This window comes from Glutamicibacter sp. AOP12-B1-11, assembly GCF_052379245.1.
Taxonomy (GTDB): domain Bacteria; phylum Actinomycetota; class Actinomycetes; order Actinomycetales; family Micrococcaceae; genus Glutamicibacter.
In genome coordinates this window covers 109,884-136,313 of sequence record NZ_JBQSYL010000004.1, presented here as the reverse complement: position 1 = coordinate 136,313, position 26,430 = coordinate 109,884, and the positions used below count along the sequence as shown (strand labels likewise).

General features: G+C 61.5%; 25 protein-coding genes. 17 read left to right on the top strand and 8 right to left on the bottom strand.

Going from position 1 to position 26,430, the window contains the following annotated elements:
* Positions 1-128: 128 nt before the first annotated feature.
* Positions 129-287 carry a hypothetical protein gene (locus ACT3UQ_RS03715; RefSeq protein ID WP_181148238.1) on the bottom strand — a complete coding sequence of 53 codons (159 nt, stop codon included), beginning with the start codon at positions 285-287 and terminating at the stop codon, positions 129-131.
* A gap of 46 nt (positions 288-333) precedes the next feature.
* Between ACT3UQ_RS03715 and ACT3UQ_RS03710 the strand changes: the two genes are divergently transcribed.
* Entirely contained in the window at positions 334-1,377 is a 1,044-nt protein-coding gene (locus tag ACT3UQ_RS03710) for an MFS transporter (RefSeq protein WP_181148237.1), read from the top strand.
* Here ACT3UQ_RS03710 and ACT3UQ_RS03705 read toward each other — a convergent pair.
* Positions 1,374-1,820 carry an Lrp/AsnC family transcriptional regulator gene (locus tag ACT3UQ_RS03705; RefSeq protein WP_105552288.1) on the bottom strand — a complete coding sequence of 149 codons (447 nt, stop codon included), beginning with the start codon at positions 1,818-1,820 and terminating at the stop codon, positions 1,374-1,376. The genes ACT3UQ_RS03710 and ACT3UQ_RS03705 overlap by 4 nt on opposite strands.
* Before the next feature lie 154 nt (positions 1,821-1,974).
* Between ACT3UQ_RS03705 and ACT3UQ_RS03700 the strand changes: the two genes are divergently transcribed.
* From ACT3UQ_RS03700 to ACT3UQ_RS03675, 6 genes are all read left to right on the top strand, one after another.
* Positions 1,975-2,703, top strand: a complete 729-nt coding sequence (locus tag ACT3UQ_RS03700) for a LysE family translocator (RefSeq protein WP_105649515.1) — start codon at positions 1,975-1,977, stop codon at positions 2,701-2,703.
* Between the two features lie 148 nt (positions 2,704-2,851).
* Complete coding sequence (locus ACT3UQ_RS03695; protein ID WP_105552290.1) at positions 2,852-3,541, top strand: energy-coupling factor ABC transporter ATP-binding protein; 690 nt, start codon at positions 2,852-2,854, stop codon at positions 3,539-3,541.
* Positions 3,538-4,143 (top strand): energy-coupling factor transporter transmembrane component T family protein, encoded by a 606-nt coding sequence (locus tag ACT3UQ_RS03690; RefSeq protein WP_096285104.1) that lies wholly within the window; start codon positions 3,538-3,540, stop codon positions 4,141-4,143. Before ACT3UQ_RS03695 ends, ACT3UQ_RS03690 begins: the two co-directional genes overlap by 4 nt.
* A 43-nt stretch (positions 4,144-4,186) precedes the next feature.
* On the top strand, positions 4,187-4,762 hold the full coding sequence (locus ACT3UQ_RS03685; RefSeq protein ID WP_096285106.1) for a biotin transporter BioY: 576 nt from the start codon (positions 4,187-4,189) through the stop codon (positions 4,760-4,762).
* A gap of 4 nt (positions 4,763-4,766) precedes the next feature.
* Complete coding sequence (locus tag ACT3UQ_RS03680; RefSeq protein WP_444636506.1) at positions 4,767-6,236, top strand: class I adenylate-forming enzyme family protein; 1,470 nt, start codon at positions 4,767-4,769, stop codon at positions 6,234-6,236.
* Positions 6,173-7,405 carry a thiolase family protein gene (locus tag ACT3UQ_RS03675; RefSeq protein ID WP_444636505.1) on the top strand — a complete coding sequence of 411 codons (1,233 nt, stop codon included), beginning with the start codon at positions 6,173-6,175 and terminating at the stop codon, positions 7,403-7,405. The genes ACT3UQ_RS03680 and ACT3UQ_RS03675 overlap by 64 nt, the downstream gene beginning before the upstream one ends.
* Before the next feature lie 111 nt (positions 7,406-7,516).
* Here the strand turns inward: ACT3UQ_RS03675 and ACT3UQ_RS03670 are convergent, their stop codons facing one another.
* From ACT3UQ_RS03670 to ACT3UQ_RS03650, 5 genes are read right to left on the bottom strand one after another with little or no spacing between them, the layout of a single operon-like run.
* Positions 7,517-7,861: a metal-sulfur cluster assembly factor gene (locus tag ACT3UQ_RS03670; RefSeq protein WP_096285112.1), complete on the bottom strand. Its 345-nt coding sequence runs from the start codon at positions 7,859-7,861 to the stop codon at positions 7,517-7,519.
* Positions 7,862-7,874: 13 nt separating this feature from the next.
* Positions 7,875-8,633 carry a Fe-S cluster assembly ATPase SufC gene (gene sufC, locus ACT3UQ_RS03665; RefSeq protein ID WP_096285114.1) on the bottom strand — a complete coding sequence of 253 codons (759 nt, stop codon included), beginning with the start codon at positions 8,631-8,633 and terminating at the stop codon, positions 7,875-7,877.
* Positions 8,634-8,680: 47 nt separating this feature from the next.
* Entirely contained in the window at positions 8,681-9,961 is a 1,281-nt protein-coding gene (gene sufD, locus ACT3UQ_RS03660; protein WP_444636504.1) for a Fe-S cluster assembly protein SufD, read from the bottom strand.
* A gap of 2 nt (positions 9,962-9,963) precedes the next feature.
* Positions 9,964-11,424, bottom strand: coding sequence for a Fe-S cluster assembly protein SufB (gene sufB, locus ACT3UQ_RS03655; RefSeq protein ID WP_105552294.1), 1,461 nt, complete (start codon positions 11,422-11,424; stop codon positions 9,964-9,966).
* Entirely contained in the window at positions 11,421-12,206 is a 786-nt protein-coding gene (locus tag ACT3UQ_RS03650; RefSeq protein WP_105552295.1) for a helix-turn-helix transcriptional regulator, read from the bottom strand. The genes sufB and ACT3UQ_RS03650 overlap by 4 nt, the downstream gene beginning before the upstream one ends.
* Positions 12,207-12,397: 191 nt before the next feature.
* Here ACT3UQ_RS03650 and ACT3UQ_RS03645 point away from each other — a divergent pair, with 191 nt between their 5' ends.
* Genes ACT3UQ_RS03645 through ACT3UQ_RS03635 form a run of 3 tightly spaced genes read left to right on the top strand, consistent with a single transcriptional unit; the run spans position 12,398 to position 15,144 of the window.
* Positions 12,398-13,351, top strand: a complete 954-nt coding sequence (locus tag ACT3UQ_RS03645) for an ABC transporter ATP-binding protein (RefSeq protein WP_374954983.1) — start codon at positions 12,398-12,400, stop codon at positions 13,349-13,351.
* On the top strand, positions 13,348-14,109 hold the full coding sequence (locus ACT3UQ_RS03640) for an ABC transporter permease (RefSeq protein WP_105552297.1): 762 nt from the start codon (positions 13,348-13,350) through the stop codon (positions 14,107-14,109). The genes ACT3UQ_RS03645 and ACT3UQ_RS03640 overlap by 4 nt, the downstream gene beginning before the upstream one ends.
* A gap of 27 nt (positions 14,110-14,136) precedes the next feature.
* Positions 14,137-15,144: a COX15/CtaA family protein gene (locus tag ACT3UQ_RS03635; protein ID WP_105552298.1), complete on the top strand. Its 1,008-nt coding sequence runs from the start codon at positions 14,137-14,139 to the stop codon at positions 15,142-15,144.
* A gap of 386 nt (positions 15,145-15,530) precedes the next feature.
* Here ACT3UQ_RS03635 and ACT3UQ_RS03630 read toward each other — a convergent pair whose 3' ends face one another.
* Complete coding sequence (locus ACT3UQ_RS03630; RefSeq protein WP_096285128.1) at positions 15,531-16,508, bottom strand: heme o synthase; 978 nt, start codon at positions 16,506-16,508, stop codon at positions 15,531-15,533.
* Between the two features lie 700 nt (positions 16,509-17,208).
* On the opposite strand from ACT3UQ_RS03630, the gene tkt reads away from it, so the two are divergent.
* The 7 genes from tkt (at position 17,209) to ACT3UQ_RS03595 (ending at position 26,259) form a co-directional block, all read left to right on the top strand.
* Positions 17,209-19,311 (top strand): transketolase, encoded by a 2,103-nt coding sequence (gene tkt, locus ACT3UQ_RS03625; protein ID WP_105649521.1) that lies wholly within the window; start codon positions 17,209-17,211, stop codon positions 19,309-19,311.
* A gap of 17 nt (positions 19,312-19,328) precedes the next feature.
* On the top strand, positions 19,329-20,432 hold the full coding sequence (gene tal, locus ACT3UQ_RS03620; RefSeq protein ID WP_444636503.1) for a transaldolase: 1,104 nt from the start codon (positions 19,329-19,331) through the stop codon (positions 20,430-20,432).
* A complete protein-coding gene (locus ACT3UQ_RS03615) occupies positions 20,433-22,007 on the top strand; it encodes a glucose-6-phosphate isomerase (protein WP_444636502.1) in 1,575 nt (524 codons plus the stop codon).
* A 9-nt stretch (positions 22,008-22,016) separates the two neighbouring features.
* Positions 22,017-23,537, top strand: a complete 1,521-nt coding sequence (gene zwf / locus ACT3UQ_RS03610; protein ID WP_105552302.1) for a glucose-6-phosphate dehydrogenase — start codon at positions 22,017-22,019, stop codon at positions 23,535-23,537.
* A complete protein-coding gene (locus ACT3UQ_RS03605) occupies positions 23,534-24,475 on the top strand; it encodes a glucose-6-phosphate dehydrogenase assembly protein OpcA (protein WP_105552303.1) in 942 nt (313 codons plus the stop codon). Before zwf ends, ACT3UQ_RS03605 begins: the two co-directional genes overlap by 4 nt.
* Positions 24,465-25,205, top strand: coding sequence for a 6-phosphogluconolactonase (gene pgl / locus ACT3UQ_RS03600; RefSeq protein ID WP_444636501.1), 741 nt, complete (start codon positions 24,465-24,467; stop codon positions 25,203-25,205). Before ACT3UQ_RS03605 ends, pgl begins: the two co-directional genes overlap by 11 nt.
* Before the next feature lie 73 nt (positions 25,206-25,278).
* On the top strand, positions 25,279-26,259 hold the full coding sequence (locus ACT3UQ_RS03595) for an FAD-dependent oxidoreductase (RefSeq protein ID WP_444636500.1): 981 nt from the start codon (positions 25,279-25,281) through the stop codon (positions 26,257-26,259).
* Positions 26,260-26,430 lie beyond the last annotated feature (171 nt).

Below are 26,430 nucleotides of genomic sequence, written 5' to 3'. Positions count from 1 at the left end.
CGGCTAGCGGAACGCCCAGCCGAAAAGTAACCGATACTTAGAGTTTCATAGGAGCCCCCTAAAAGTGCGCTAGCAGTACTCGGGATCGCATAGATTTTAGTTTCAACTTTTTTGAAACTGGGATAAACTCAAGGAGCTGTACAAATCAGGAGGAACCGGTAAATGGCGCTCATCGCCCCCGCTCGAGCAAAGCCGATATTCGGCGAACGCTTAAGCGTTAACCTGATCTTTTTGATTGCTGGTTTATCCTTCGCCTCCTGGGCGGGCCGACTTTCGATCTTCGCCATGATCTTTGATTTTTCTGGCTCTCGGCTCGGGGCTTTCCTCTTTTGCATGACCGCTGGAACTCTGACCGGCATCACGTTTGCGCCGGCGCTGAGCCGAAGAGTCTCGGCCAAGAACTTGCTACTGGTGTTGCCGATAATTCTTGCCCTAATACTTGTCGGGCTAGGACTGTCCGTGTCGATACTGCACAGCGAGGCCTTAGCCTTCGTCGTGCTTTTCACCAATGGGCTGGTTTTTGGCTCCCTTGACATCACGATGAATGTCAATGGGGCCAAGGTTGAACGAAAGCTTGGCAAGAGCATCATGCCTTCGCTGCACGGCTACTTCAGCCTCGGCTCATTGCTTGGTGCAGGAATCGCGACGGCCACCCTCAGCTTGGGCATCACCACCGCGTGGCACTTTATTTTGGTCGCCGTGATGATTATTTCCTTGGCACTCATAGCACAGACTGGATTCAGGGATTGGAACTACAACTATTCCCGTCCGCGAGACAAGTCCCAACTGCAGACGTCCGGAGCGCGCTCCCACCGGGGCTTGCTGCTCTTGCTCGGGCTAATGGTTGCTGGCTTGAGCTTCGCCGAAGGGGCAGCCAATGACTGGCTGGCGGTGGCCTCGGTTGACGGCCATGGTTTGGACCACCCAAGCGGGGCCTTGATGTTCACCCTGTTCGCCGGAGCCATGACGATAGGCAGGTTTGCCGGTGGGCCGATCGTGGACCGCATTGGCACCAAGTGCTCGCTGATGATCATGGGAATGATCGGCCTCATTGGGATCGTGCTATTTATCCTGGGCGAAGATACGGCAACCCTAGGAGCGGGCGCCGTGCTCTGGGGTCTTGGAAGCGCCCTTGGCTTCCCTGTTGGCATGTCGATCGCTGCCTCACGTAGCGATCACCTCGGCCCAAGAGCAGTGAGCGTGATCAGCGCCTTCGGTTATGGCGCGATGCTCAGCGGACCTCCGGTTATCGGTTTCGTTGCAGATGCCACCGGCTTGCCGCAGGCGCTATGGATCATTGCGGGTATTCTGGTGATTTCGCTGCTCATCACACCTCGCGCAGCGCAATCTGGCAACGCGGTGGAAGTCAACCACTAGACCGGCAGGATCGCCCGCTCTTTGATATTTCGCATCACGATCGTGCTATTTAGCTTTTCCACTCCAGGCAGTTCGACTAGCACGTCATCGTATAGGTGCTGATAGTGCGTCAGGTCTTTGGCGTACACGCGAAGCAGGAAATCCGGTTCGCCAAACAGGCGCTGCGCTTCGACGATGAGTTCATCCTTTTCTACAGCCGCCTCAAAGGCCTTGAGCTGGGTGCGATCTTTCAGCGTCACGAACACCAACGCCTCGAAGGCCAGCCCTACGCGCTCAGGGGCGACAACGGCTTGATATCCGGCGATCACCCCCGTGCGTTCGAGTTCTCGAATGCGGCGGTGGCATGGCGCAACCGACAGTCCCACCTTGTTCGCCAAGGCGGTTGCACTCATCCGGCCGTCCAATTGCAGCTCGGCGATAATCGCACGATCCAATTTATCCATAGCACCAGCATACTACGCAATATTTTTGCGCCAATTCCACAATGATCGTAAAAATCGTGCTTATGTTTCCCAGTTTCAAGCAAAATCGGCAAACACTTTTTGATGAATATTTCCTACGCTTGCACTAGTACTGCTGGAACCATGAGGAGACACCTTGGATATCGCTCAACTAACCGGATTCCTCCTTGTCTCCATAACGCTCGCCTGCACTCCGGGTGCCGATTGGGCGTATATCATTTCTTCGGCCATTGGGCCCAAGGGATATTGCGCAGCAGTTTGGGGGCTACTCACCGGATATCTGTTTCATACCGCGCTACTGGTCTGCGGCGTAGCGGCACTTGTGGCCAGCTCGCCGCAACTCTTGCTATGGCTCACCATGGCCGGTTCCCTTTACCTTTTATGGCTTGGCGTCGTCACCCTCGCGAGCTGGAGGTCGGCGAAATTTTATGGCACCTCATCGCCTGCATCTTCCGAGTCCATGACTCCGGTGAATTCTTCAAGCGATCCCGCGGAGCTTCCCTTCGCGGCTACCGCCGTGCTTGCCAAAACCCGTCCGCTGCTGAAACCTGGCGGCCCATGGCGCGGCGCGTTTTTCAAGGGCCTTCTCACCAGCGGCACCAACCCGAAGGCTTTGCTACTTTACCTTGCGCTCATTCCCCAATTCATTGACCGCTCTGCCACCTGGCCGCTATCGCTGCAGACCGGAGCGCTTGGACTCACGCACTTCGCCGTGTCAGTCCTTGTGTATTTCTCGATTGCCTTCGCCTCGCGTCTTTTATTACGCTCACGTCCACTAGCCGCACGCATAGTGACCGCATCTTCAGGAATCATCATGATCGGACTCTCACTAGTTCTTATCTACGAACAGTTCCTCGGCTTCTAAATATTTCTTGAACACCGATCAAGACAATTGAACAGTGATCAAGTATGCTCTTTTCTCAGTGGTTGAATCGGCCACGAAGAACGCAGCCCTACCGCCAACTAGCCACTGGTGTTTTACTGGGCGAACAAGTACGTCGCGATGGAGCATTGTGGAACTACCAGAGATCCAACTTGAGCAGGTCACCGTCAGCTTCGAGGACCGCACCGTCCTAGCTGATATCAATCTGACGCTCAACGAACGTCGCATCGGAATCATCGGCGCCAACGGCGCAGGGAAAAGCACCCTGTCGCGATTGCTCAATGCTCTCGTTGTTCCCACCTATGGCACGGTGCGCGTAGGCGAAATGAATACCTCCAAGCATGCAAAACAGATACGCCGCGATGTAGGTTTCGTCTTCCAAAACCCGGCAAACCAAATCATCATGCCGCTGGTGGCCGATGACATTGCGTTCGGCCTGAAGAACCTAGGGCTGTCAAAGGCCGACCGCAAGGTCCGGGTCGAGCAAACGCTAGACGAGTTGAACATCAAGCATCTGGCGGACCGGGAAAGCCATACCCTTTCAGGGGGCGAGCAGCAGATGGTCGCGCTGGCCGCCGTCATCGCAATGCAGCCACGCACGATCGTCTTCGACGAGCCAACGACCATGCTCGATCTGCGCAACCGGCTACGCTTCCAACGCGAAATTGCGCAGCTTCCACAGCGCGCGATCGTGATCACACACGATCTGGAACTGCTAGAAGATTTCGATCGCGTTCTGGTCGTCACCGACGGAACCATTGCATTTGACGGCCTTCCAGCGGACGCCATCGCTCACTACCGGCAGTGGAGCCACGTATGATCGCGGCACACAATACCTCCTACCTGGCAAAGCTTCCTGCCGGACTAAAGTTTGGCGCGCTCTTGGCTATCAGCATCGGGTTGTACCTGATCCCAAGTTGGCAAGCGCTTGTCGTGCTGCTCATTGGCAGCCTCCTGCTGCTGTTCAGCGCGCGAGTGAAATTTCAGCAATTGCGCACCGCCTTGATCACCTTGTTGCTGATCCTCAGCTTTGTCTTTATTTCGCTGGGCATGCAGACCAACTGGGAAAACGCTTGGGTGTCCGTGCTTCGATTGCTCACCATGTGCATGTTCGCCTACGCCGTCAGCCTGACCACAACCTTCGACGCCATGCTGGAACTCTTTCAGCAGGTGGCCTCTCCCCTGCGTTATGTGGGCGCTAACCCGGCCCAAATTTCCTTGGGGCTATCTCTAGCCATTCGCTTCATTCCAGAGCTCAAGCGAGTTTATCTAGAAGTACGCGAGGCACAGCATGCGCGCGGGCTGGCCAACAATCCTTTGGCTGTGGCGGTCCCGCTGGTGATTCGCTCACTGCGAATTGCCGACGACACCGCCGAAGCACTGGAAGCTCGTGGGTACGACTCTGCCGACAAACTCAAATAACCTCGCCATCAGCTCTCGCAGCATCATTCGTTAGGACCCAACTATGGCAACTGCCACTTCTTCGCAAACCCGAAATACCGTCTACGTAGCTATTTTTGCTGCGATGATCGCAGCCATGGGACTTGTTCCCCCAATCGTGATTGGCATCGTTCCGGTGCCCATCACCTTGCAGACCTTAGGCGTCATGCTGGCAGGCGCGCTGCTCGGCCCCATCAGAGGCATGCTCTCCAGCCTGGTTGTGGTTGTCCTTGCCCTGGCAGGATTACCGCTCCTAGCAGGCGGCCGCGGCGGACTCGCGGTCCTACTCGGCCCAACCGGCGGCTACCTGCTCGGCTGGATCTTTGGCTCCTTGGTCATTGGCGTATTGTTCAAGTACTGGGTGCTTCGCCAGAAAAGCCAGGGCACGCGCATCGTGACCGGACTGCTTTCCATACTGTTGGGTGGAATAGGCATCATCTACCTCTTCGGAATTCCCTGGACTTCCGTGGTGACCGGCCTTGACCTTGGCACCTCTGCGCTCGGTTCCCTGGCGTTCATCCCCGGGGATCTGATCAAGGCAGTGGTCGCCACGCTCGTGGCCGTCACCGTTCACCGCAGCTACCGGGGACTCATGCGCTAGATCCATGAATCTCGCCAGCCAGCTGCAGCATCACGCGCTCACTCGTCCAGATCACCCGGCCGTAATCAGCATTTCCCAGGTAATCGATTACGCAACCCTGTACGCCTCGAGCCACGATTTGGCTCAGGCATTGCAGCGGGATCCACGCATTGGCCGTCGCGTAGGACTCTACTGCTCGGATCCAGTCGCATTGGCCATAGGATTCCATGCCTGCGTGCTCGCCGGGGTGAGCGCCATGATTCTCGATCCGACCTGGCCTGCCGAAAAGCTGAAGACCACGCTCACGCAATTCGGGTCTCCGAAGGTCCTAACGGATCAGCCCGGTGAAGCGTCGGTGACAGAGCTTGGCCACACGGCTCTAGGCGTGCGCAAGGTATCGGATCCCAGCCATGCGCTTGCGGACCTGGCCACACAGGCCGGCTCCGACTCCGAGCTTTTGCTCATCTTCACATCCGGATCCACCGGCAGCCCCAAGGCAGTTGTTCGCACCCGCCATTCATGGGAGCAGTCCATCAGCCGGTGCGCGGGGATTCTCGGGGCCAGCGAAGATTCCACAACGCTTGTTCCCGGTCCGCTCGCTCATGGCCTCGGCCTATATGCGCTGGTTGAATCGGTCGCGCTCGGCGGCACCCTAGTGGCACCGGGACGTTGGCAGGCCGGGCACGTTCGGCGACTATTGCAGTCAACCAGCTGTAACCGACTGGTTGCAGTTCCTTCGCTCGTGCGGTTGCTGCTCCAGCAGATTCCACTCCAGCGGCTCTCCGGGCTGCGTCACGTGGTCACCGGCGGCGAAGCCCTGAGCCTGGATCTGGCCCAGCAGATCCTACAGCTCTCGAAAGACGTAAATTGCATCGAATACTTCGGCAGCAGCGAGCACAGCCTGATTGCCTACCGCCAGCGCAGCCTTGAAGAAGCCGAGGAGAGCCCTTTCATGGGGACGCTCTTCGACGGAGTCCGGGCACATTTGCATGCACAGAATGGCACCGACGGGACAGGTCGGCTCATGATTCGAAGTGCCTTCAACGCCATCGGTTATGACCCGCAGGGCTCGGGCCAGCTAGAACGCTGCGAGGAAGCGACCGGAATCGGAGATATTGCCCGCTTGCTACCCGGTCAACGTATTCAAATCCTTGGCCGCGGCGGCGAGATGATGAACATCAATGGAAACAACGTCTATCCTGCGGAGATCACCAGAGCGCTCGAAGCGGCAGGCTTGAGGCAGTCGCTCGTTCTGGCGCACCGCCTGGCCCACGGCAAGACGGTGCTGACCGCCTATGTGCAACTTGCTCTTCACCAGCCACTGCCCGATCCATCTTCGGTCTTGCAGGTACTCCGCGAGATTCTGCCCGTTTATAAAATTCCCCACGACGTAGTGTTTTTGCCTTCTTGGCCACTGACCGCCAGCGGCAAATGCGATATTCAAACTCTTCCAGCACCAACAACATCCGGACTGAGAAAGCTGCGCTTGCGATGAATGAAGCCTTGATCATAGCCGCCAGGCGCACGCCAGTGGTGCGCTCAAATAAGGAATTCGCTCGTCTCGGAGCCGACCAACTACTGGGCAAGGTCTTTGACGCCTTGTTGGAGGACACTGGAATCTCCCCTGCAGACGTGGACCACGTCTTCGCGGGAAACGCGGCAGGACCCGGCGGAAACATTGCGCGCGTCGCAACGCAGGTTTCTCGGCTGCCTGACTCCGTGCCGGCGACTACCCTCGATGCCCAATGCGCGAGCGCGTTGGAGGCAATCGCAGCGGCAGCCAGAATGGTGCGCTGCGGCGAGGCACGGGCGGTGATCGCTGGTGGTGTCGAATCGGTATCCACCGCACCTTGGCGAATGGAGAAGAATGGGGATCCCGCTTCTCCGCCACGGATCTATTCGCGCGCCCGTTTTACCCCACACCCGCAAGTCGACCCGGAAATGGGTGTGGCCGCGGAGAACATCGCCGCACAGTTCCAGATCTCCCGCACCGCCCAGGACGAGTTTGCCCTACGCAGTCACCAACGCGCGGTGCAAGCGCAGCAAGCCGGACGCTTCAACCAGGAAATCGTGCCGATTGGCACTCCTTCGGGAGTGGTCCAATCCGATACCTGCCCACGCGAGGGATTGTCGGCCAAGAAACTAGCCTCCTTGCGTCCCGCGTTCGTTCCCGGCGGTACCGTGACGGCAGGCAAATCATGCCCTATAAATGATGGGGCCGCAGCGGTGTTGGTTGTCGATGCAGAGCATTATGCACGACTTGACGCACGGTTTGCCCTGAGATATCTAGGAACTGGCACCGGGGCCTGCGACCCACAAATCCTTGGCATGGCAGCGGTGCCCGCGTATCAAAAGCTTGCGCAGCTGCTCGGCGTCGACCGGCTAGGCAAGGCGGAACTCATCGAGTTCAATGAGGCGTTCGCCGTCCAGGCCTTGGCTTGCCTTGCAGAGCTAGGAATTGGCGCCTCAACGGTTAACCGTGATGGCGGCGCGCTTGCCTTGGGACACCCCTACGGTGCCAGCGGGGCTTTGCTGGCCACCCGGCTCTTTTGGCAGGCACGGGCCACCGCACGCGGCGATGAACTCTGTCTGGCCCTCATGGCCGCCGCCGGTGGCACCGGTACGGCGATGGCTTTTGAATCGGTGTACACACAGCCCGACTAAAACCATCGGGCCAGGGACGGGGCTACAACCAGCGCAGATTCAACAAGCGGATTAAGAAAAGGCACCTTTCGAATCTTGAAAGATTCGAAAGGTGCCTTTTGGCTCTACAACTTAGATGTTGAACCCAAGGGCTCGCATCTGGTCGCGACCATCGTCGGTAATGCGTTCCGGACCCCAAGGCGGCATCCAGACCCAATTCAAACGATGCTCGTCGACAACGCTTTCCATCGCTTGGGCGACCTGCTCCTCGATAATATCGGTGAGCGGGCAAGCCGCGGTGGTCAGGGTCATGTCGAGAATAAGTGCGCCGTCTTCCGCGTACTTCAGACCGTAAAGCAGGCCCAAGTCGACGATATTAACACCGAGTTCCGGGTCAATGACGTCTTTGAGCGCCTCCTCTACGTCTTCCAACGGAGTCGTAGCGGCTCCCGTGCTCTGTTCGGTTGATTCACTCATGGAATTTACCTTACTAGGCCTTGACGTTGAGGAAGCGGTCGTAGCCTTCGTCTTCCAAACGATCTGCAAGTTCCGGGCCACCCTGCTCAGCGATGCGACCGTCAACAAACACGTGCACGTGGTCTGGCTTGATGTAGCGCAGGATGCGAGTGTAGTGGGTGATCAGCAAGGTGCCCATCTGGTTATCATCCTGAGCGCGGTTGACGCCCTCGGACACGGTCTTCAACGCGTCAACGTCGAGGCCCGAGTCGGTCTCGTCCAAGATGGCGAACTTAGGCTTGAACAGTTCCATCTGCAGGATTTCGACGCGCTTCTTCTCGCCGCCGGAGAAGCCTTCGTTGACGTTACGGCCAGCGAAGTCCGCATCGATCTTCAGCTTCGCCATGGCTTCCTTGACGTCCTTGGTCCAGGTACGCAGCTTCGGAGCTTCGCCGTCGATTGCGGTCTTGGCGGTACGCAAGAAGTTGGTCATGGTCACGCCGGGGACCTCGACTGGGTACTGCATGGCCAGGAACAGACCGGCCTTGGCGCGCTCGTCAACGCTCATCTCCAGCACGTCGACGCCATCAAGGGTAATCGAACCCGAGGTGACCTTGTAACGTGGGTGGCCGGCGATGGTCGAGGCCAAGGTGGACTTGCCCGAGCCGTTGGGGCCCATGATTGCGTGGGTTTCGTTGGTGTTGATGGTCAGCGAAACACCCTTGAGAATTTCCTTCTCACCCTGCTCGGTGTCGATCGAGACGTGCAGGTCTTTGATTTCCAGAGTAGACATACGTCGTTCCGTTTCTATATCTAAAAGGCTGGTAGAACCGGCACTACCTAGAGGGTAGTGGTTGCCAATTCTTCTTCGATGGTGTCGGTCAGGCGCTCCTGGAGCTGCTCATCACCGATCTGCTGGACGATTTCGTTCAGGAAGCCACGAACCACCAAGCGGCGTGCGGTCTTCTCATCGATACCGCGAGCCATCAGGTAGAACAGGTGCTCGTCGTCGAAGCGTCCGGTGGTGGAAGCGTGTCCGGCACCGTCGATCAGGCCGGTCTCGATTTCCAGGTTAGGCACCGAGTCGGCACGGGTGCCGTCGGTGAGCACCAGGTTGCGGTTCGCCTCGTAGGAATCGGTTCCCACGGCAGCCTTCCGGATCAGCACGTCGCCAACCCAGACGGTGTGCGCGTTCTTACCCTGCAAGGCACCCTTGTACAGCACGTTCGACTTGCAGTTCGGTACCGCGTGGTCGACGAACAGGCGGTGCTCCAAGTGCTGAGCGGCGTCGGCGAAGTACAGGCCGTAGAGCTCGATCTCGGCGTGCTCTCCGGTAAAACGAGCCGAAGGGTTCACGCGCACCAGGTCGCCACCGAAGGTGACCACGATGTGCTTGAAGGTTGCGTCCTTGGCCACCGAGGCCTGCTGCGAGGAAGCGTGGATTGCATCCGATTCCCAAGCCTGCAGCGAGACAACGCGCAGACGAGCGCCCTGGCGAACATCGAATTCGATATTCTGCGCCAGCACTGCCGAGCCTACGTGGTCGATAACGACCATGGCTTCGGAGTTCTCTTCCGCCACGATGATCAGGTGCTGAGCCGCTGGATCCAGCGACTCACCGGTGATGCGCAGGACGCTCTTCACATCGTCGGCGTTAGCCGGGATGGTGAGCACCTGTGCGCCGTTGGAGTACTTCCAACTGTTGGCCGACACGCGGTCATCAGGGGTGAAGGCGTTGCCGCGGATCGCGTCGTCTGCCGCGACGGTGCGCAGCGAGACGTTGTCGGAACCGGTCAGTTCAACCTTCGGTGCCTTGCCGGTCAGTTCAGCGGTGTGCAGGCCACCGATGCGCTTGAGCGGGGTGAAGCGCCAGTCTTCTTCGCGTCCGGTCAGCTTGGGGAAATCTTCGACGTTGAAGCTGGTCAAACGACCGGCACGTGAAGAATCCGTCACACCTTCGCCGCCGCCGTGGCTGTGGCTCTTGGCCGAGTCGCCGGCAAGTGGGGAGGTGGCGCTGTCGTTCAATGGCGAAAGGTTTTCGCCCTCTTCTGTGAAGCCCGGGATGGAGGGGGCGCCAATGCGCGCCTTCTCATCGGGAATCTGAGTAGTGGTCTCGGACATTCTTAGCCGACCGATCCTTCCATCTGGAGTTCAATAAGGCGGTTCAGTTCCAGCGCGTATTCCATTGGAAGTTCACGGGCGATTGGCTCAACGAAGCCACGCACGATCATCGCCATTGCTTCGTCCTCGGCCAGGCCGCGGGACTGCAGGTAGAACAGCTGTTCTTCGGAAACACGGGAAACCGTTGCCTCGTGGCCCATGGTCACGTCATCCTCGCGGACGTCGATGTATGGGTAGGTGTCCGAACGCGAAATCTGGTCAACCAGCAGCGCGTCACACACGACCGAGTTCTTGGTGCCCTTGGCACCCTCGCGAACCTGGACCAGACCGCGGTAAGCGGAGCGGCCACCGTTACGGGCCACCGACTTGGCGACAATGGTGCTGGAGGTGTTCGGAGCGATGTGAACCATCTTCGAACCGGTGTCCTGGTGCTGGCCTTCGCCGGCGAAGGCGATGGACAGGGTCTCGCCCTTGGCGTGCTCGCCAACCAAGTAGACAGCCGGGTACTTCATGGTGACCTTGGAGCCGATGTTGCCATCGACCCACTCCATGGTGGCGCCCTCTTCGCAGACGGCACGCTTGGTCACCAGGTTGTACACGTTGTTCGACCAGTTCTGGATCGTCGTGTAGCGGACGCGGGCGCCCTTCTTCACGATGATTTCCACGACCGCCGAGTGCAGCGAGTCCGACTGGTAGATCGGGGCGGTGCAGCCCTCGATGTAGTGGACGTAGGAGTCCTCGTCGGCGATGATCAAGGTGCGCTCGAACTGACCCATGTTTTCCGTGTTGATACGGAAGTAGGCCTGCAGCGGGATCTCCACGTGTACGCCCTTGGGGACGTAGACGAAGGAGCCACCGGACCAGGTCGCGGTGTTCAACGAAGCGAACTTGTTATCGCCTGCTGGGATGACCGAGCCGAAGTATTCCTTGAAGATGTCTTCGTGTTCCTTCAACGCGGTATCCGTGTCGAGGAAGATGACGCCCTGGGCTTCGAGGTCTTCACGCAGCTGGTGGTAAACAACCTCGGACTCGTACTGAGCAGCTACGCCGGAAACCAGACGCTGCTTTTCAGCCTCTGGAATGCCTAGCTTGTCGTAGGTGTTCTTGATGTCTTCGGGCAGGTCTTCCCACGTGGTGGCCTGCTTTTCGGTCGAGCGAACGAAGTACTTGATGTTGTCGAAGTCGATGCCCGAGAGGTCTGGACCCCAGGTAGGCATCGGCTTGCGGTCGAAGTACTTCAAGCCTTTCTGGCGCAGCTCCAACATCCACTCAGGTTCTGACTTGAGGTTGGAAATGTTAGCTACAACATCGGCATCAACGCCGCGACGTGCATTCGCACCCGCGTCGTTCTTGTCTGACCAGCCGTATTCGTAATTACCGATTCCGTGGAGTTCGGGGTTCTTCTCCAGAATATCGGAAATTACACCTGGGTCGGCAGACTCCTGTGCAATCTGATCCGTCATCGCGGCCTCTCCTGCTTCGTGAACTTGATTCGAGTTCTCTTCTCAGCGCGTATTGGCGCCTTTCCGCGACCCACAGGGATGTGGGTCGTGCACACATGTCCGCCGCCGGCTAGCGTCGACAGCCTTCTCACGTCGACACCGACCAGCCGGGCAAACATTTCAGTTTCCATGTCGCAAAACACCGGAAACTCGCGTGCCAAATCTTGTATGGGGCAATGCCCCTGGCACAGCTGAACGCTGCGCATTAGTGCTGTTGAAACCTTCGCTTCAACCTTGCGGGTGTAGCCAACGAAACCATCGGAGCTAAGTAATTCGCTTAGCTTCGCTGCTCGCTCCTCCAACCCTTCAACACCGTCTAACGCTTTCGCATAGCGGCTTTCCATCGTCGCGAAACGGTCCTGGGCGAATTTGCGAATCGCATCTTCTCCCGCCGCATCCCCCAACACCTTAAGTGCCTGGGTGGCGATATCCAGGTAGTCATTGCCCAGTTTTGTCTGTCCCCGGTGCGAAAGTACGTACCGACGGGACGGACGGCCTGCGCCCGACTTCTGGTTGGCTACCAGCTTCACCTCTACCAGTCCGGATTTGGACAAGGCATCGAGGTGACGCCGAACCGCCGCGGGCGTGAACCCGAGCTTGGTGCCAAGCTCGGCTGCACTGACCGGTCCATCTTCAAGGACTGCGTTCAGAACTCGGTCTCGCGTGCGCTCCTCAGTATCCCCAACCGCGTCAACCGTAGTGCCAGTTGTGGTACTAGCTGTGTCTGAATTAGATGAATACACAACACAAGCATGCCTATATTTTTAGCCTACGTCTAGTAAGGAAGGACTTACTAAGGTAGAGCTTGTCACCTTGGAAATCTCGCGGATTTTCTCTTCCGCTACAACCATCATCCTCCGCACGCAAAACGAACTCGAGCCTTCGTGACAAAGGACTCAGAGCCCTTGACTTCGACATGACGTAGAATGCTGTGGTGTCTTCAGTTACTCCCAGCCTCATCATCAATGAGCTGAGCAAGGATCTGGGACCGGTTCCTGCGCTGAATAATCGCATGCTCAGGGTCCTGGATTCCGTCTCCCTCAAAGCTTTCCCCGGGCAGGTCACCACGCTTCTCGGCTCCAATGGCGCCGGCAAGTCAACGACCCTCGCCTGCGCCCAGGGGCTTATGCGCCCTGTAGGCGGAACGGTGCAATTGCTCGGCCAAGATCCCTACGGGGACAATCCGGCCCTCCGCTCGCGTGTCGGCGTAATGCTGCAGGACGGCGGGCTGCCTCCCTCGATGCGCCCGGTTCCGTTGCTGCGCCATGTCGCGGCCATGTACAAGAACCCAATAGATATCGATGCGCTGATAGTGCGTTTAGATCTCGAATCCTTTGGCAGCCGCACCATCCGCAGGCTTTCAGGCGGCCAAAAGCAACGCGTCGCTTTGGCCCTGGCGCTGGCCGGGGACCCCGAAGTCTTGTTCTTGGACGAGCCAAGCGCGGGTCTGGACCCACAGTCGCGTCAAGTAGTTTTCGATCTGATCAGCGAACAGCGCGACGCCGGCAAGGCGATCGTGCTCACCACCCATCTGATGGATGACGCGCAACGCCTGAGTGATTACGTGTACATCATCGACAAGGGCCGCACCGTTGCGCAGGGCACCGTCGCAGAATTGACGACGCTGGCCGCCGCCGAGCATGAGACCCGCCCCGTGGGTTTTGGCGCGGCACCTGGCCTCACGCTCCCGCAACCCCCCGCAGGCCTGCACTTGAGCGAAACCACTCCCGGCGAGTACCACTTGACCGGGGTGAGCACCGCGGAGCATCTGCACTGGCTCACCAGCTGGTGGGCACGCGAGGGAATCCTGCCTAAGCATATGAATCTGCAGGCACGTAGCCTCGAAGATGTTTTTCTGGAATTCGCGCAAAAGGAGGAGTCGGCATGAGCCAGACTGTTGCCAAATCCAACGCGGTTTCCACCCCCAAGCGCATCGCGCTCCAGGGCAAATACGAAACGATCATGATGCTCAGCAATGGCGAGCAACTAGTGCTCGCGGTGGTGCTGCCTATCATCGCCTTGTTCGGGCTGACCTTTACCGACTTGCTCGAAGGCGTTGCCCCGCGCAGCATTGATGCCGCCGTCCCGGGCGTGTTGGCCTTGTGCGTGATCTCTACAGCCTTCACGGGCCAGGGCATTGGAACGGGCTTCGACCGCCGCTATGGCGTACTGCGGATGTTCTCCACGACTCCCCTGGGAAAGACCGGCCTGATTTTCGGAAAGGTCATCGCGGTGCTCACCGTGCTGGCCATCCAGGTAGTCCTCATCACCCTTGTGGCCTTGCTGCTCGGATGGGAGCCAAACCTGTTTGGAATCCTTCCGGCAATTTTATTCTTGCTTCTCGGAGCAGCTGCCTTCACCGCCCTGGGGCTGTTGATTGCGGGCACCGTTCGCCCCGAAGCCACCTTGGCAATCACGAATTTGGCGTGGATCCTGCTCGCCGGCGTGGGCGGGGTGCTCTTCCCGCTGAGCATGGCGCCGCATTGGATCCAGCCGACCCTGGACGCCTTGCCCTCTGCCGCACTCGGCGACGCCATGCGCTCGGCGCTCATTGAAGGCCGGTTCAGCATCGCAAGCGTAATCTTCTTGGTGCTTTGGGCCGCCGCTGGTTCATTTGCCGCCATCAAACTATTCAAGTGGAACTAACCAGAACACCATGAAGGGGAGATTTCCATGTCTTCAGACCTAGCTAAACGAAGCTGGGCTTCCAAGTTGCGCGCCAAGATCGGTGACCTCTTCGGAATCATTGTCGCTGCCGCCGTCGCATGGCTAGGCACTATGCCGCCGAAGGTCACCCGCATCGTCCACGGCCTTGCTATCGCCTCCTTGGTTTCGCAGATTGGGATCATCGTCACCGGTGGTGCGGTGCGGTTGACCAAGTCCGGCCTCGGCTGCTCGCACTGGCCCAATTGCGTCCCGGGGTCGATGACCCCGGTTCCAGAAATGGGCTACCACGGGCTGATCGAGTTCGGGAACCGCCTGCTGACCTTCGTCCTGCTTGCAATTGCCGTGGCTTTCTTAATTTCAATCTGGAATATGCGCAAGAGCCACCCTTCGATCTTCAAGCTCGCAGTGGTGCTGCTGGCGGGCATTCCGGCTCAAGGCGTGATCGGCGGCATTACCGTCTGGACGGATCTGAACCCCTGGGTTGTTTCCCTGCACTTCATACTTTCGGGCACGCTGGTTTGCCTGGCGACGATCTTGGTCAACCGAACCCGCCGCGAGCTGAAGCATGACATCACCCCGCCAACGACGAAGACCATCGGGCAATTCGCGACGGCCGCTTGGGTCCTGTCGATGCTTGCCGTCATCATGGGAACGATCGTGACCGGAACCGGCCCGCACGCCGGCGACGCCACCGCTCCCCGGCACCTCTTCGATCCCCTGCTGGTCACGCGCATGCACACGGCCCCGGTGTACTTGCTCGTCCTTGCCACGGTGATCGTCCTGGTGCTCGCCTACCGCACCGGAGGCAACGCCAAGCTCCGTGCGGCCAGCTGGTGGTTGGTCCTCGTCATTGCACTGCAGGCGGCCCTCGGTTACATCCAGCATTTCACCGGGCTCCCCATCGGCTTGGTCCTTCTGCATATGCTCGGTGCGAGCCTGCTGATGGTCGCCTCCACGAACCTCTGGGATCGTGCGGCCAGGCTGCCGAAGAGCGAGCGCGTCGAGCAGCACTAACTTCGCAGGCAGTATGGCAAAAGGCTGGAAACCACCTGGTTTCCAGCCTTTTCTCTATCCGCATGGGCTAGCGCCTGCTCTGCGAAGCAAACTTTCCAACAGACCCTAACGCAGCAGCCCGTAGCATCCGAAGGCAAGAAGCAGTCCCCCGTCGAATCCCGCGACCAATAGTGGGTCACTGCGTAAATGAGCACGATGGCCTCCGCCACGGCCAAGTGGCGGGATGCTAGAGCGATAGCAGGGGCACGAGCGGTGGGATACCTCCGTCGAAGCTCCACCGCTGCCAAGCATTTCCGGAAGCAGCATCGACGACATGCGGATCCGGTCCGCAGAGACAAAAATCCCCGCCTCCAACTCAATGGAAGCGGGGATTTCAGGGTAATTGCTTAGCCAAACAGCGGGCTGCCGACGAACGGGTCAATAGCCAGCGCCAGGAACACGATCGATAGGTAAGTGATCGAAATATGGAAGACCTTCATGGCCTTGCGATTCATCTCGGCAGGGCTGTGATCGCGCTGAGCTTCGCGGTAGAGCACATGTGACTCGTAGACGAACCATACGCCTGCCCCGCCGGCAATCGCGGTGTAGACAATGCCCGCATATCCCATAGGCAGCAGCAGCAGGGAGCAGACCACCGTGGCCCAGGCATAGAGAACTACCTGCACCGAAACACGGCGGGCGTTGGCTATTGCCCCTAGCATCGGCACCGAGGCGGCGTTGTAATCATCTGCATACTTCATGGACAGTGGCCAGTAGTGCGGCGGGGTCCAAAGGAAAATCACCAGGAATAGGATGATCGCCGGCCATTCCACGGTCTCGGTGACCGCCGCCCAGGCGATAAGGACCGGCATGCAACCGGCAATGCCGCCCCAGACGATGTTCTGCGAGGTGCGGCGCTTGAGGATCATCGTGTAGAGAACTACGTAGAGAAGGATCGCGGCAAGTCCCAGGGCCGTGGCCAGCGGATTGGTGCCGAACCAGAAGACTACGAGCGATGCGATCGCCAAGACCCAAGAGAAGATCAGGGCCTCGCGCGGGGTGACGTCACCGGTAACCAAAGGCCGCCCCTTGGTGCGCTTCATCAACTTATCCATGTCGCGATCGAGGTAGCAGTTGAATGCGCTTGCCGCGCCGGCGGCCATGGCACCGCCAAGAATGGTAGCAACCATCAACCAGACGGCAGGGAAACCGCGCTCTGCGAAGATCATTGTCGGCAAGGTGCTCACCAGGAGCAGCTCTACGACGCGAGGCTTGGTGAGCGCCAGATAGGCACGGGCCTTGCGCTTGGCAAAATCCCCAGCATTTTCGTCAGGTTGGCGCGATGAGCGCGGTACTAACGATCCGGCGACGCTAAGAGTCTTCAATTAAACGCACTCAGTTCTACACGGGTACAAGACAGACACCACTTATTCTACGACGAATAGAACTCAGACGGTAGTTGCTTGATGTAAGTATTCAAGGCCAACTCCGTGATTCCGGTCATCTTTACCCCCTCCGACATCATCCAGGAGCAGCCGCGCACGCTTCGCAATGCTGGACGACCTCCGCCAGCCGGCACCCGCGCCGCGCGGCGGCACCGCCATCCCGTCCCGAAAAAACAAGCTCCAAAGTTTGTAATTCTAAGACAAACAAGAATATAACGTTGTTGACCAAAGGTTTTCCCAAGCTTCAAACGCAACCTCGCCTGGATGTCCAGTGCGCTCGGCGCGATAACCATTTCCCCACGGCCCCCGCCCGGCCACGGCGCGGCATTCGCGCCGCGCCGGAGCGCAGCAGAAGGTCCCTAATTCAGCTCGCCCGGTCATTGCCGCAGCCCGGGCCGCGGGAGGCTCGCCCTCCGGTTGTGCTCTCGGCAATGTTCGATGGGTCAAAGATTGATGCAAAATGTGCGTGTCATGTTTGTTCAACCCATACAGTCATAGAGCGATTCGCGATACAGTGGACACTAATCGCGCCGTCGCCACCTGATACCCCAAAAAGCTCGACTACGGGTAGCAGGGTCGACGGCGTATTGCGTGTCAGCGGGATAAACCCCGTCCAAGCCTGAATGGAAGGAACGCCGCAGTGGCGATTGAATCCTTAGTAGAAGAGTTCTCACTTACCGAGTTGGATCGTAAGGCCATCGACACCACTCGTGTCTTGGCAGCCGACGCAGTAGAAAAAGTTGGCAACGGCCATCCCGGTACCGCCATGAGCTTGGCTCCGGCTGCGTACCTGATCTTCCAGAAGCACCTGCGCCACGACCCGAAGGATCCGAACTGGATCGGTCGCGACCGCTTTGTGCTCTCCCCCGGTCACACCTCGCTGACCCTCTACCTGCAGCTCTTCCTCTCGGGCTACGGCCTGGAGATGGAAGACATCGAAGCGCTGCGCACCTGGGGTGCGAAGACTCCGGGCCACCCGGAATACGGCCACACCGCCGGCGTGGAGATCACCACCGGCCCCTTGGGCCAGGGCCTGGCCTCGGCCGTTGGCTTCGCTTACTCCCAGCGCCGCATGCGCGGCCTGCTGGATCCGGCGGCAGAAGCCGGCACCAGCCCGTTTGACCACACCGTGTACGTCATCGCCTCCGATGGCGACCTGCAGGAGGGCGTCACCTCCGAGGCCTCCTCGCTAGCCGGCCACCAGGAACTGGGCAACCTCGTCGTCATTTACGATGACAACAAGATCTCCATCGAGAACGACACCGACATTGCGTTCACCGAAGACGTGCTGGGCCGCTACGACTCCTACGGCTGGCACACCCAGCGCGTGGACTGGACCGTCACCGGCGAATACGTCGAAGACATGCACGCCCTGGACGCCGCAATCCGCGCCGCCAAGGCCGAGACCTCCCGTCCCTCGATGATCGCGCTGCGCACCATCATCGGCTGGCCTTCGCCAACCAAGCAGAACACCGGCGGCATCCACGGTTCGAAGCTCGGCGGCGAAGAAGTCGCAGGGCTGAAGAATGTTCTGGGCTTCGACCCGGAGCAGTCCTTCCACATCGATGAGGAAGTACTCGCTCACGCCCGCGAGGTAGTGACCCGCGGCGCAGCGCTGCACGAGTCATGGAACGAGACGTTCGAGGCGTGGAAGCGCGCCAACCCCGAAGAGGCAGCGCTGCTTGAGCGCCTGCAGGCAGGGGAACTGCCGGAGGGCTGGACCGAAAAGATCCCGACCTTCGAACCGGGTTCCACCATGGCTACGCGCGCCGCTTCGGGCAAGGTCATCAACGCGATCGCCGATGAGCTGCCCGAACTGTGGGGCGGCTCCGCGGACCTCGCCGGTTCGAACAACACCACCATCGCCACCGCGAAGTCCTTCGCACCCGAGCGCCGCTCCACCGATTCCTGGGATGCCAGCCCTTACGGCCGCGTCCTGCACTTCGGCATCCGCGAGCACGCCGCCGCGTCGATCGTGAACGGCATCGTGCTCTCCTCCCCGACCCGCGCGTTCTCCGGAACCTTCCTGATCTTCTCGGACTACCAGCGTCCGGCCATCCGCCTGGCCGCCTTGATGGGCATCCCATCGATCTTCGTCTGGACCCACGACTCGATCGGCCTGGGCGAGGACGGCCCGACCCACCAGCCGGTGGAGCAGCTCGCCTCCTTGCGCATCATCCCGAACTTCGACGTCGTCCGCCCGGCAGACGCCAACGAGGTCGCCTACGCATGGCGCGGCATGCTGGAACTGACCGACACCCCATCGGGTATCGTGCTCTCCCGGCAGAACCTGCCGATCTATGACCGTTCGGCACCAGGCTTCCGCGGCGCCGAAGGCACCCTGAAGGGTGGCTACATCCTGGCCGAGGCAGTCCGCGAGGGCGCCGAGACCACCCCGGATGTCATCTTGCTGGCCACCGGCTCCGAGGTCGAGCTGGCCGTCGAGGCCCGCGAGGCACTGGCCGCGAAGAACATCGCCGCCCGCGTCGTCTCGCTGCCGAGCTTCGAATGGTTCGCCAAGCAGGACGCCGCCTACCGCGAAGAGGTGCTCCCGGCGGCCATCACCGCCCGCGTTTCGGTGGAAGCCGGCGTAGCCCAGGGCTGGCGCGAGCTGGTCGGCGCCGCGGGCGAAATCATCTCCCTGGATCACTTCGGTGCATCCGCAGACTACAAGAAGCTCTACAGCGAATTCGGGATCACCACCGATGCAGTTGTCGCAGCCGCCGAAAAAGTTGTTAAGTAAAGGAACTGGCACACATTATGAGTAACCCAAATACCCAGGCCCTGTCCGACGCCGGCGTTTCGATCTGGCTGGACGACCTTTCCCGCGAGCGTTTGACCAGCGGTTCGCTGGCCAAGCTCATCGAAGAGCAGAACGTCGTCGGCGTGACCACCAACCCGTCGATCTTCGCCGCGGCACTGACCAACGCAGCGGTCTACGGCGAGGCCATCGCCGAGCAGCGCCACAAGTCGGTCGAAGACGCGATCACCGAGATCACCAGCGACGACGTTGCCGCCGCCTGCGACCTGTTCCGCCCGATCTACGACTCCAGCAACGGCTTCGACGGCCGGGTGTCCATCGAGGTCGACCCGCGTCTGGCCCACGACACCGCGCAGACCATCGTCCAGGCCAAGGCCCTGCACGAACGTGTAGCCCGCGAAAACGTGCTCATCAAGATCCCCGCCACGCTGGCCGGCCTGGAGGCCATCACCGAAACCATCGCGGCGGGCATCAGCGTCAACGTCACCCTGATCTTCTCGCTGGAACGCTACCGCGAGGTCATCAACGCGTATCTGATCGGCTTGGAGAAGGCCAAGGCCAAGGGCTTGGACCTGTCCAAGATCCACTCGGTCGCCTCCTTCTTCGTTTCCCGCGTGGACTCGGAAATCGACAAGCGCCTGAACACCATCGGCACCGAGGCGGCACTGGCCCTGCGCGGCCAGGCCGGTGTGGCCAACGCCCGCCTGGCCTACCAGGTCTTCGAGGAGACCTTCGCCTCGGCACGCTACGAAGCGCTGGCAGCCTCCGGGGCCAATGTGCAGCGTCCGCTGTGGGCTTCGACCGGCGTGAAGGATCCTGCCTACCCATCCACCCTGTACGTCACCGAACTGGTGGCACCGCAGACCGTGAACACCATGCCGGAAAAGACCCTGGAGGCTACCGCCGCGGAGGCGGAGATCCGCGGAAACGTGGTTTCCGGCAGCTACGCCCAGGCCAACGGCGTGCTCGACGCGCTGGCGGCCCAGGGCGTGGACTACAACGAGGTTGTGTCGCTGCTCGAGGTCGAAGGCGTTCAGAAGTTCGACGTCGCCTGGAACGAACTGCTCGAGGACATGTCTGTGGCTTTGAAAGAGGCCAAGTAGATGGAGTTGGGCTTAGTTACTTCCGGCGCGGCCCTCGCCTCGGTCGACCGGCTGCTTCCGCAGCTCATCGAGGCCAAGATCGGCAGCCGCATCGCCGGCCAGGACCCCACCGTGTGGGGCGCCGAGGCCGAAGCCGAGTCCGCCATGCGCCTGGGCTGGGCTCAGCCCTTCGAAGCCGCCGCGAAGCTGCTTCCGCAGATCCTTGAGCTGCGCGAGCAGCTGCTGGCCGAGGGCCTGACCCGGATCGCCCTGTGCGGCATGGGCGGCTCCTCGCTGGCGCCCGAGGTGATCACCGCGCATGACGAGGTCGACCTGGTCATCTGCGATACCACCGACCCGCAGATGGTTTCCGAGATCGTGAACACCGAGCTGGAGCGCACCGTCGTGGTCGTCGCCTCCAAATCGGGGTCCACCGTGGAAACCGATTCGCAGCGACGCGCTTTCACCGCGGCCTTCGAGGCCGCCGGCATCGATCCGGCTACCCGCCTGGTGCTCGTCACCGATCCGGGTTCGCCGATGGACAATCCGGAAGGCGTGCGCGCGGTCTTCAACGCCGACCCGAATGTGGGCGGGCGCTACTCGGCGCTGACCGCCTTCGGGCTGGTGCCTTCGGGACTTGCCGGGGCCGATATCGAAGCGCTGATCGAAGAGGCCGGGTTGATCTCGGACCTGCTCAGCGGCGACGACGAAGACAACATTGCCTTGCACCTAGGCGCCGCGCTGGTTACCGCCGGCCGCGACAAGCTGGTTATCGCGGAAATCGGCGACGCCCTGCCGGGCTTCGGGGACTGGGCCGAACAGCTCATCGCCGAATCCACCGGCAAGCTCGGCAAGGGAGTGCTCCCCGTGGTGGCCCACGCGGACGCGCCCGAGCTGGAGCAGGTGGCCGCCGACGTGCTGCCGCTCTACCTGCACGAGCAGCTGCCCGCGGAAATCGATGAGGAGGCCACCGCGATCCACCTCAGTGCACCGCTGGGCACCTCGTTCATGATCTTCGAGTACGCAACCGCCGTGGCCGGCTACCTGTTGGGCATCAACCCGTTTGACCAGCCGGATGTCGAGGCCGCCAAGATTGCCGCGCGCTCGCTGCTCGACGCGCCGGCCGCCGGATCCCCGGATGCGGTGGACGGCAGCGTCGAGCTGTTCGGCACGCAGGCCGCGGACCTGGCCGGCGCGCTCGATGCGCTGACCGCACAGCTGGGCGAGGATGGCTACCTGTCCATCCACGCCTACCTGAACCGCCACGGCGACAAGGAGCTGGAGGCGCTGCGCGACCTGCTGGCCGAACGCACCGGACGCCCGGTGACCTTCGGCTGGGGACCACGCTTCTTGCACTCCACCGGCCAGTACCACAAGGGCGGCCCCCGCCAGGGGGTCTTCCTGCAGGTCACCGCGAACCACGAGCAGGACCTGGAGATCCCGGGCCGCGCCTACAGCTTCGGCGGTTTGATCACCGCCCAGGCTACCGGCGACGGCGCGGTGCTCGCGGACGCCGAACACGGCCGTCCGGTGCTGCGCGTGAATCTAACCGATCGCGCCGCGGGTATCGCGGCGCTGCTTGAGGCTGCGAGCTAACAACACAATATGAGCAATCCACTTCGCGACGCCCGCGACCGGCGGCTTAACCGCATCGCCGGTCCGGGCGCGCTGGTGTTCTTCGGAATCACCGGCGACCTGGCCCGCAAAAAACTGATGCCCGCGGTCTATGACCTGGCCAACCGCGGCCTGCTACCCCCGAACTTCGCTATCGTCGGCTTCGGCCGCCGCGACTGGTCCGCCGAGGACTTCGCCAACCAGGCCCGCGAATGGATCCTGGCCAGCGCGCGCACCCCGTTCAACGAGACGGTGTTCGACCAGCTGGCCTCCGGAATGCGTTTCATCTCCGGGGCCTTCGACGACGACAACGCCTATCAGCAGCTCTCCGCCACCCTGGACGAGCTGGCCGATTCGCGCTCCACCGGACGCAACCACGCCTTCTACCTGTCCATCCCGCCGAGCTGGTTCGACGTGGTCTGCCAGAAGCTCTCCGAGCACAAGCTCGCCAAGGACGAGAATCCCGGCTGGGAGCGTGTGGTCATCGAGAAGCCCTTCGGCCACGACCTGGAAAGCGCCCGCGAGCTCAACGAGATCGTCGAGTCGGTCTTCCCGCCGGACGCGGTCTTCCGCATCGACCACTATCTGGGCAAGGAAACCGTGCAGAACCTGCTGGCGCTGCGTTTCGGCAACCAGATGTTCGAGCCATTGTGGAACAACAAGTACGTGGACCACGTGCAGATCACCATGGCCGAGGATATCGGCATCGGCGGGCGCGCCAGCTACTACGACGGGGTGGGCGCGGCCCGCGACGTCATCCAGAACCACCTGCTGCAGCTCCTCGCGCTGACCGCCATGGAAGAACCCATCTCCTTCGACGCAGATCACCTGCGCGCCGAGAAGGAAAAGGTGCTCACCGCGGTGCAGCTGCCCGAGGATCTGGGGGCCGCCAGCGCCCGCGGACAGTACACCTCCGGGTGGCAGGGCGGCGAAGAGGTGGTCGGCTTCCTCGACGAGGAGGGCTTCAACCCGAAGTCCAAAACCGAAACCTACGCGGCGGTGCGGCTGAACATCAACACCCGCCGCTGGGACGGGGTGCCCTTCTACCTGCGCGCCGGCAAGCGCCTGGGCCGCCGCGTCACCGAGATCGCGGTGGTCTTCAAGCGCGCACCGAACCTGCTGTTCACCGACCACGCGGACGACGAGTTCGGGCAGAACGCCTTCGTGATCCGCGTGCAGCCCGATGAGGGCGCGACCATCCGCTTCTCCTCCAAGGTGCCCGGCACCCAGATGGAGATCCGCGACGTGACCATGGACTTCGGCTACGGCAACGCGTTCACCGAGTCCTCCCCGGAGGCCTACGAACGCCTGATCCTCGACGTGCTGCTCGGCGAACCGCCGTTGTTCCCGCGCCACGAAGAGGTCGAACAGTCCTGGCGCATCCTCGACCCGTTCGAGGATTACTGGGCCGCACAGCCCGAACAGCCAGACCCCTACCTGCCCGGCTCCTGGGGCCCGGCCAGCGGCGATGAGCTGATGGCCAAAGACGGAAGGACGTGGCGACGCCCATGATGATCGATCTTCCCAACACGACCACCTCGAAGGTGGCCAAGAAGCTGCTCTCCTCGCGCCGCACCCACGGGGTGGTGGCCCTGTCCCGGGTGCTGACCCTGGTGGTCATCACCCGCGAGGGGTTCGCGGAGAACGCCATCGAGGCGGCCAACCTGGCCAGCCGCGAACACCCCTGCCGCATCATCGTGGTGGTGCGCGGCTCGGAGAAGGGCGAGAACCGGCTCGACGTGCAGATCCGCGTCGGCGGTGACGCCGGCGCCTCCGAGGTCATCGTGATGCGCACGCATGGCCCGGATATGGCCGCCGACGAGGCGCTGATCTCCGCGCTGCTGCTGCCCGACGCGCCGATCGTGGCCTGGTGGCCGCACGGGGTCCCGGCCGACCCGTACAACACCGCGCTGGGCAAGCTGGCGCACCGGCGGATCACCGACTCGAACGAGACCAAGGATCCTACCGAGGCGCTCTTCCAGCGCGCGAGCACCTACCGCGCCGGGGACACCGACCTGGCGTGGACCCGCATCACCCTCTGGCGCGCCCAGCTGGCGAGCATTATCGATTTGATCGGTACCGAGGGCTTGAGCGGCATCACCGTGAAGGGTTCGGAGAACTCTCCGTCCACCTCGCTGCTGGCGGCCTGGCTGACCATGCGCCTGGACGTCCCGGTGACCATCGCGGCGGATAAGTCCACCGGCGGGCTCTCCAGCGTGCGTCTGGCTCGTGAGGATGGCGACGTGGAGCTTTCCCGTCCCTCCGGAGCCGTGGCCCACCTCTACCTGCCCGGCAGCGCGCCGCAGCGCATCTCGCTGCCGCGCCGCTCGGTGGCCGAATGCCTGGCCGAGGAGATGCGCCGCCTGGACGCGGACGATGTCTTCGGCGAGGTCATCACCCGCGGGCTGAACCTGACCAACCTAAGGAGCATCATTCCCAGTGATCGCTAGACAGATTGTCATCCATGAAGACACCGCCGCCACCGCGCACGGGGTCGCAGCCCGGCTGATCACCTCCATCGCCGATGCGATCGCCGCCCGCGGGGTCGCCCATGTGGTGGTTACCGGCGGCACGCTGGGCATCGCGGCGCTGGTTGCCGTGGCGCAGAACCCGGCGAAGGCTTCGGTGAATTGGTCCCAGGTGCACTTCTGGTGGGGAGATGAGCGCTTCGTCGCCGCCGGCAGCACCGAGCGCAACGCGGTGCAGGCCGAACCGCTGTTCGCCGCCCTGGACGAGCTGGGCCTTGACCGTGGCGCCGTCCACGCGATGGGTGACAGCGACGCTTACGCCAGCGCCGAGGACGCGGCTGCCGCCTACACGCGGCTGCTCGCCGAGGAGGCCGGCGACGGCGCGGCGAACCCGGTCTTCGACGTGCTGATGCTCGGCATGGGCCCGGATTCGCACGTGGCCTCGCTGTTCCCGGACCACACGCGCTCCACCGAGCTCGGGGCGATCGCGGTGCACGACTCCCCCAAGCCGCCACCGCACCGGGTGTCGCTGACCATGAGCACCATCAACACGGCCCGCGAGGTCTGGTTGCTGGTCTCCGGTGCGGAGAAGGCGCCAGCCTTGGCCGCTGCACAGCACGAGGTCAACGAGGCCAAGGTGCCGGCAAGCGCCGTGCAAGGCACCGAGGCTACCCGCTGGCTGATCGACCGCAGCGCCGCGACGCTGCTCTAAGCATCACCGCAGACCGGTGCCGCCCCAAAGCAATGGGCGGCACCGGTCTTGGTGATTTGAAAGGACCCTAGACATGACCGCGCAGCAACAGCCGGCAGAGGCTCAGCGCATCACGGTGATTGGCGCCGGAGTGATCGGGCTGTCCACCGCCCACGAGCTGGCCCGCGCCGGCCACCGCGTCACCGTCATCTCGGATCAAGAACCATGGCAGACCGTCTCCGCCGTGGCCGCCGCCATCTGGTTCCCCTACCACTCGGAGAACTCCCCCGCCGCGGATCTGCTGCTGGCACGCTCGCTGGCGCGGTTCGAAGAACTGGCGTCCATCCCCGAAACCGGAGTGGACCTGCGTTCGGGTCTAAACGTGGATCACCTGCCCGGGGCCGACCGCTCCTGGACCAGAATCGTTGCGAAGACAATCGAAGCGCCAAAGGCAGAGCTGCCCGAAGGTGCCCACGCCGGAGTCTACGCCCGCCTCCCGATCATCCCCATGACCACCTACCTTTCGTGGCTGCGCACTGAGGTCGAAGCGCTCGGGGTGGTTTTCATCCACGCTACGGTCAAGGAACTAACCGAGCTTAATGGCAGCGCAGATCTTGCGGTCATCGCCGGCGGGCTGCGCGGTGGACAGCTATTGGGCGATGACGAGTCCGTCTACCCGATCCGCGGCCAGGTGGTACGCCTGGCCAACACGAAAAAGCTCACCGACTGGCTGTGCGACGACGACTACCCCGGCGGGGTCAGCTACATCATTCCCCGGCGCGAGGACATCATTGTCGGCGGCACCGACACGGTCAATGATTGGAACCGCGACGTCGAGCCGGAGACCGCGGCGGCAATTCTGCGCCGCGCCACCGAGCTGGTGCCAGAACTCGAAGGGCTGGAGGTCCTGGAGCACAAGGTGGGACTTCGTCCGGCGCGCGATGCCATCCGCCTCGAACGCGTTGCGGGACACCGGATTCCGGTCATCGCCGCCTACGGCCATGGCGGCGCGGGAGTCACCCTGTCGTGGGGCACCGCGCAGCGCGTCGTCGAGCTGGTCGGCGAAAGCCACTAGCCGCTCGCATTCCCCGAAGATCCTCGAAGGCAAATCCCGATTATGCGGTTTGACTTCGGGGATCAACGCTTTAATCCCGATCGTCGACGCACCGGGCGGCCCGATTCGATGAGATGCATATCACGGATTAATACCTTGAAGGCAGGCGTAGTATTTCATTCGTTACACGCG

Coding starts and splice junctions, on each gene's coding strand:
- ACT3UQ_RS03715 (WP_181148238.1), bottom strand. CDS start 287: ATGGCGAAGATCGAAAGTCGGCCCGCCCAGGAGGCGAAGGATAAACCA.
- ACT3UQ_RS03710 (WP_181148237.1), top strand. CDS start 334: ATGACCGCTGGAACTCTGACCGGCATCACGTTTGCGCCGGCGCTGAGC.
- ACT3UQ_RS03705 (WP_105552288.1), bottom strand. CDS start 1,820: ATGGATAAATTGGATCGTGCGATTATCGCCGAGCTGCAATTGGACGGC.
- ACT3UQ_RS03690 (WP_096285104.1), top strand. CDS start 3,538: ATGATCGCGGCACACAATACCTCCTACCTGGCAAAGCTTCCTGCCGGA.
- ACT3UQ_RS03685 (WP_096285106.1), top strand. CDS start 4,187: ATGGCAACTGCCACTTCTTCGCAAACCCGAAATACCGTCTACGTAGCT.
- ACT3UQ_RS03680 (WP_444636506.1), top strand. CDS start 4,767: ATGAATCTCGCCAGCCAGCTGCAGCATCACGCGCTCACTCGTCCAGAT.
- ACT3UQ_RS03675 (WP_444636505.1), top strand. CDS start 6,173: ATGCGATATTCAAACTCTTCCAGCACCAACAACATCCGGACTGAGAAA.
- ACT3UQ_RS03670 (WP_096285112.1), bottom strand. CDS start 7,861: ATGAGTGAATCAACCGAACAGAGCACGGGAGCCGCTACGACTCCGTTG.
- sufC (WP_096285114.1), bottom strand. CDS start 8,633: ATGTCTACTCTGGAAATCAAAGACCTGCACGTCTCGATCGACACCGAG.
- sufD (WP_444636504.1), bottom strand. CDS start 9,961: ATGTCCGAGACCACTACTCAGATTCCCGATGAGAAGGCGCGCATTGGC.
- sufB (WP_105552294.1), bottom strand. CDS start 11,424: ATGACGGATCAGATTGCACAGGAGTCTGCCGACCCAGGTGTAATTTCC.
- ACT3UQ_RS03640 (WP_105552297.1), top strand. CDS start 13,348: ATGAGCCAGACTGTTGCCAAATCCAACGCGGTTTCCACCCCCAAGCGC.
- ACT3UQ_RS03635 (WP_105552298.1), top strand. CDS start 14,137: ATGTCTTCAGACCTAGCTAAACGAAGCTGGGCTTCCAAGTTGCGCGCC.
- tal (WP_444636503.1), top strand. CDS start 19,329: ATGAGTAACCCAAATACCCAGGCCCTGTCCGACGCCGGCGTTTCGATC.
- ACT3UQ_RS03615 (WP_444636502.1), top strand. CDS start 20,433: ATGGAGTTGGGCTTAGTTACTTCCGGCGCGGCCCTCGCCTCGGTCGAC.
- zwf (WP_105552302.1), top strand. CDS start 22,017: ATGAGCAATCCACTTCGCGACGCCCGCGACCGGCGGCTTAACCGCATC.
- ACT3UQ_RS03605 (WP_105552303.1), top strand. CDS start 23,534: ATGATGATCGATCTTCCCAACACGACCACCTCGAAGGTGGCCAAGAAG.
- ACT3UQ_RS03595 (WP_444636500.1), top strand. CDS start 25,279: ATGACCGCGCAGCAACAGCCGGCAGAGGCTCAGCGCATCACGGTGATT.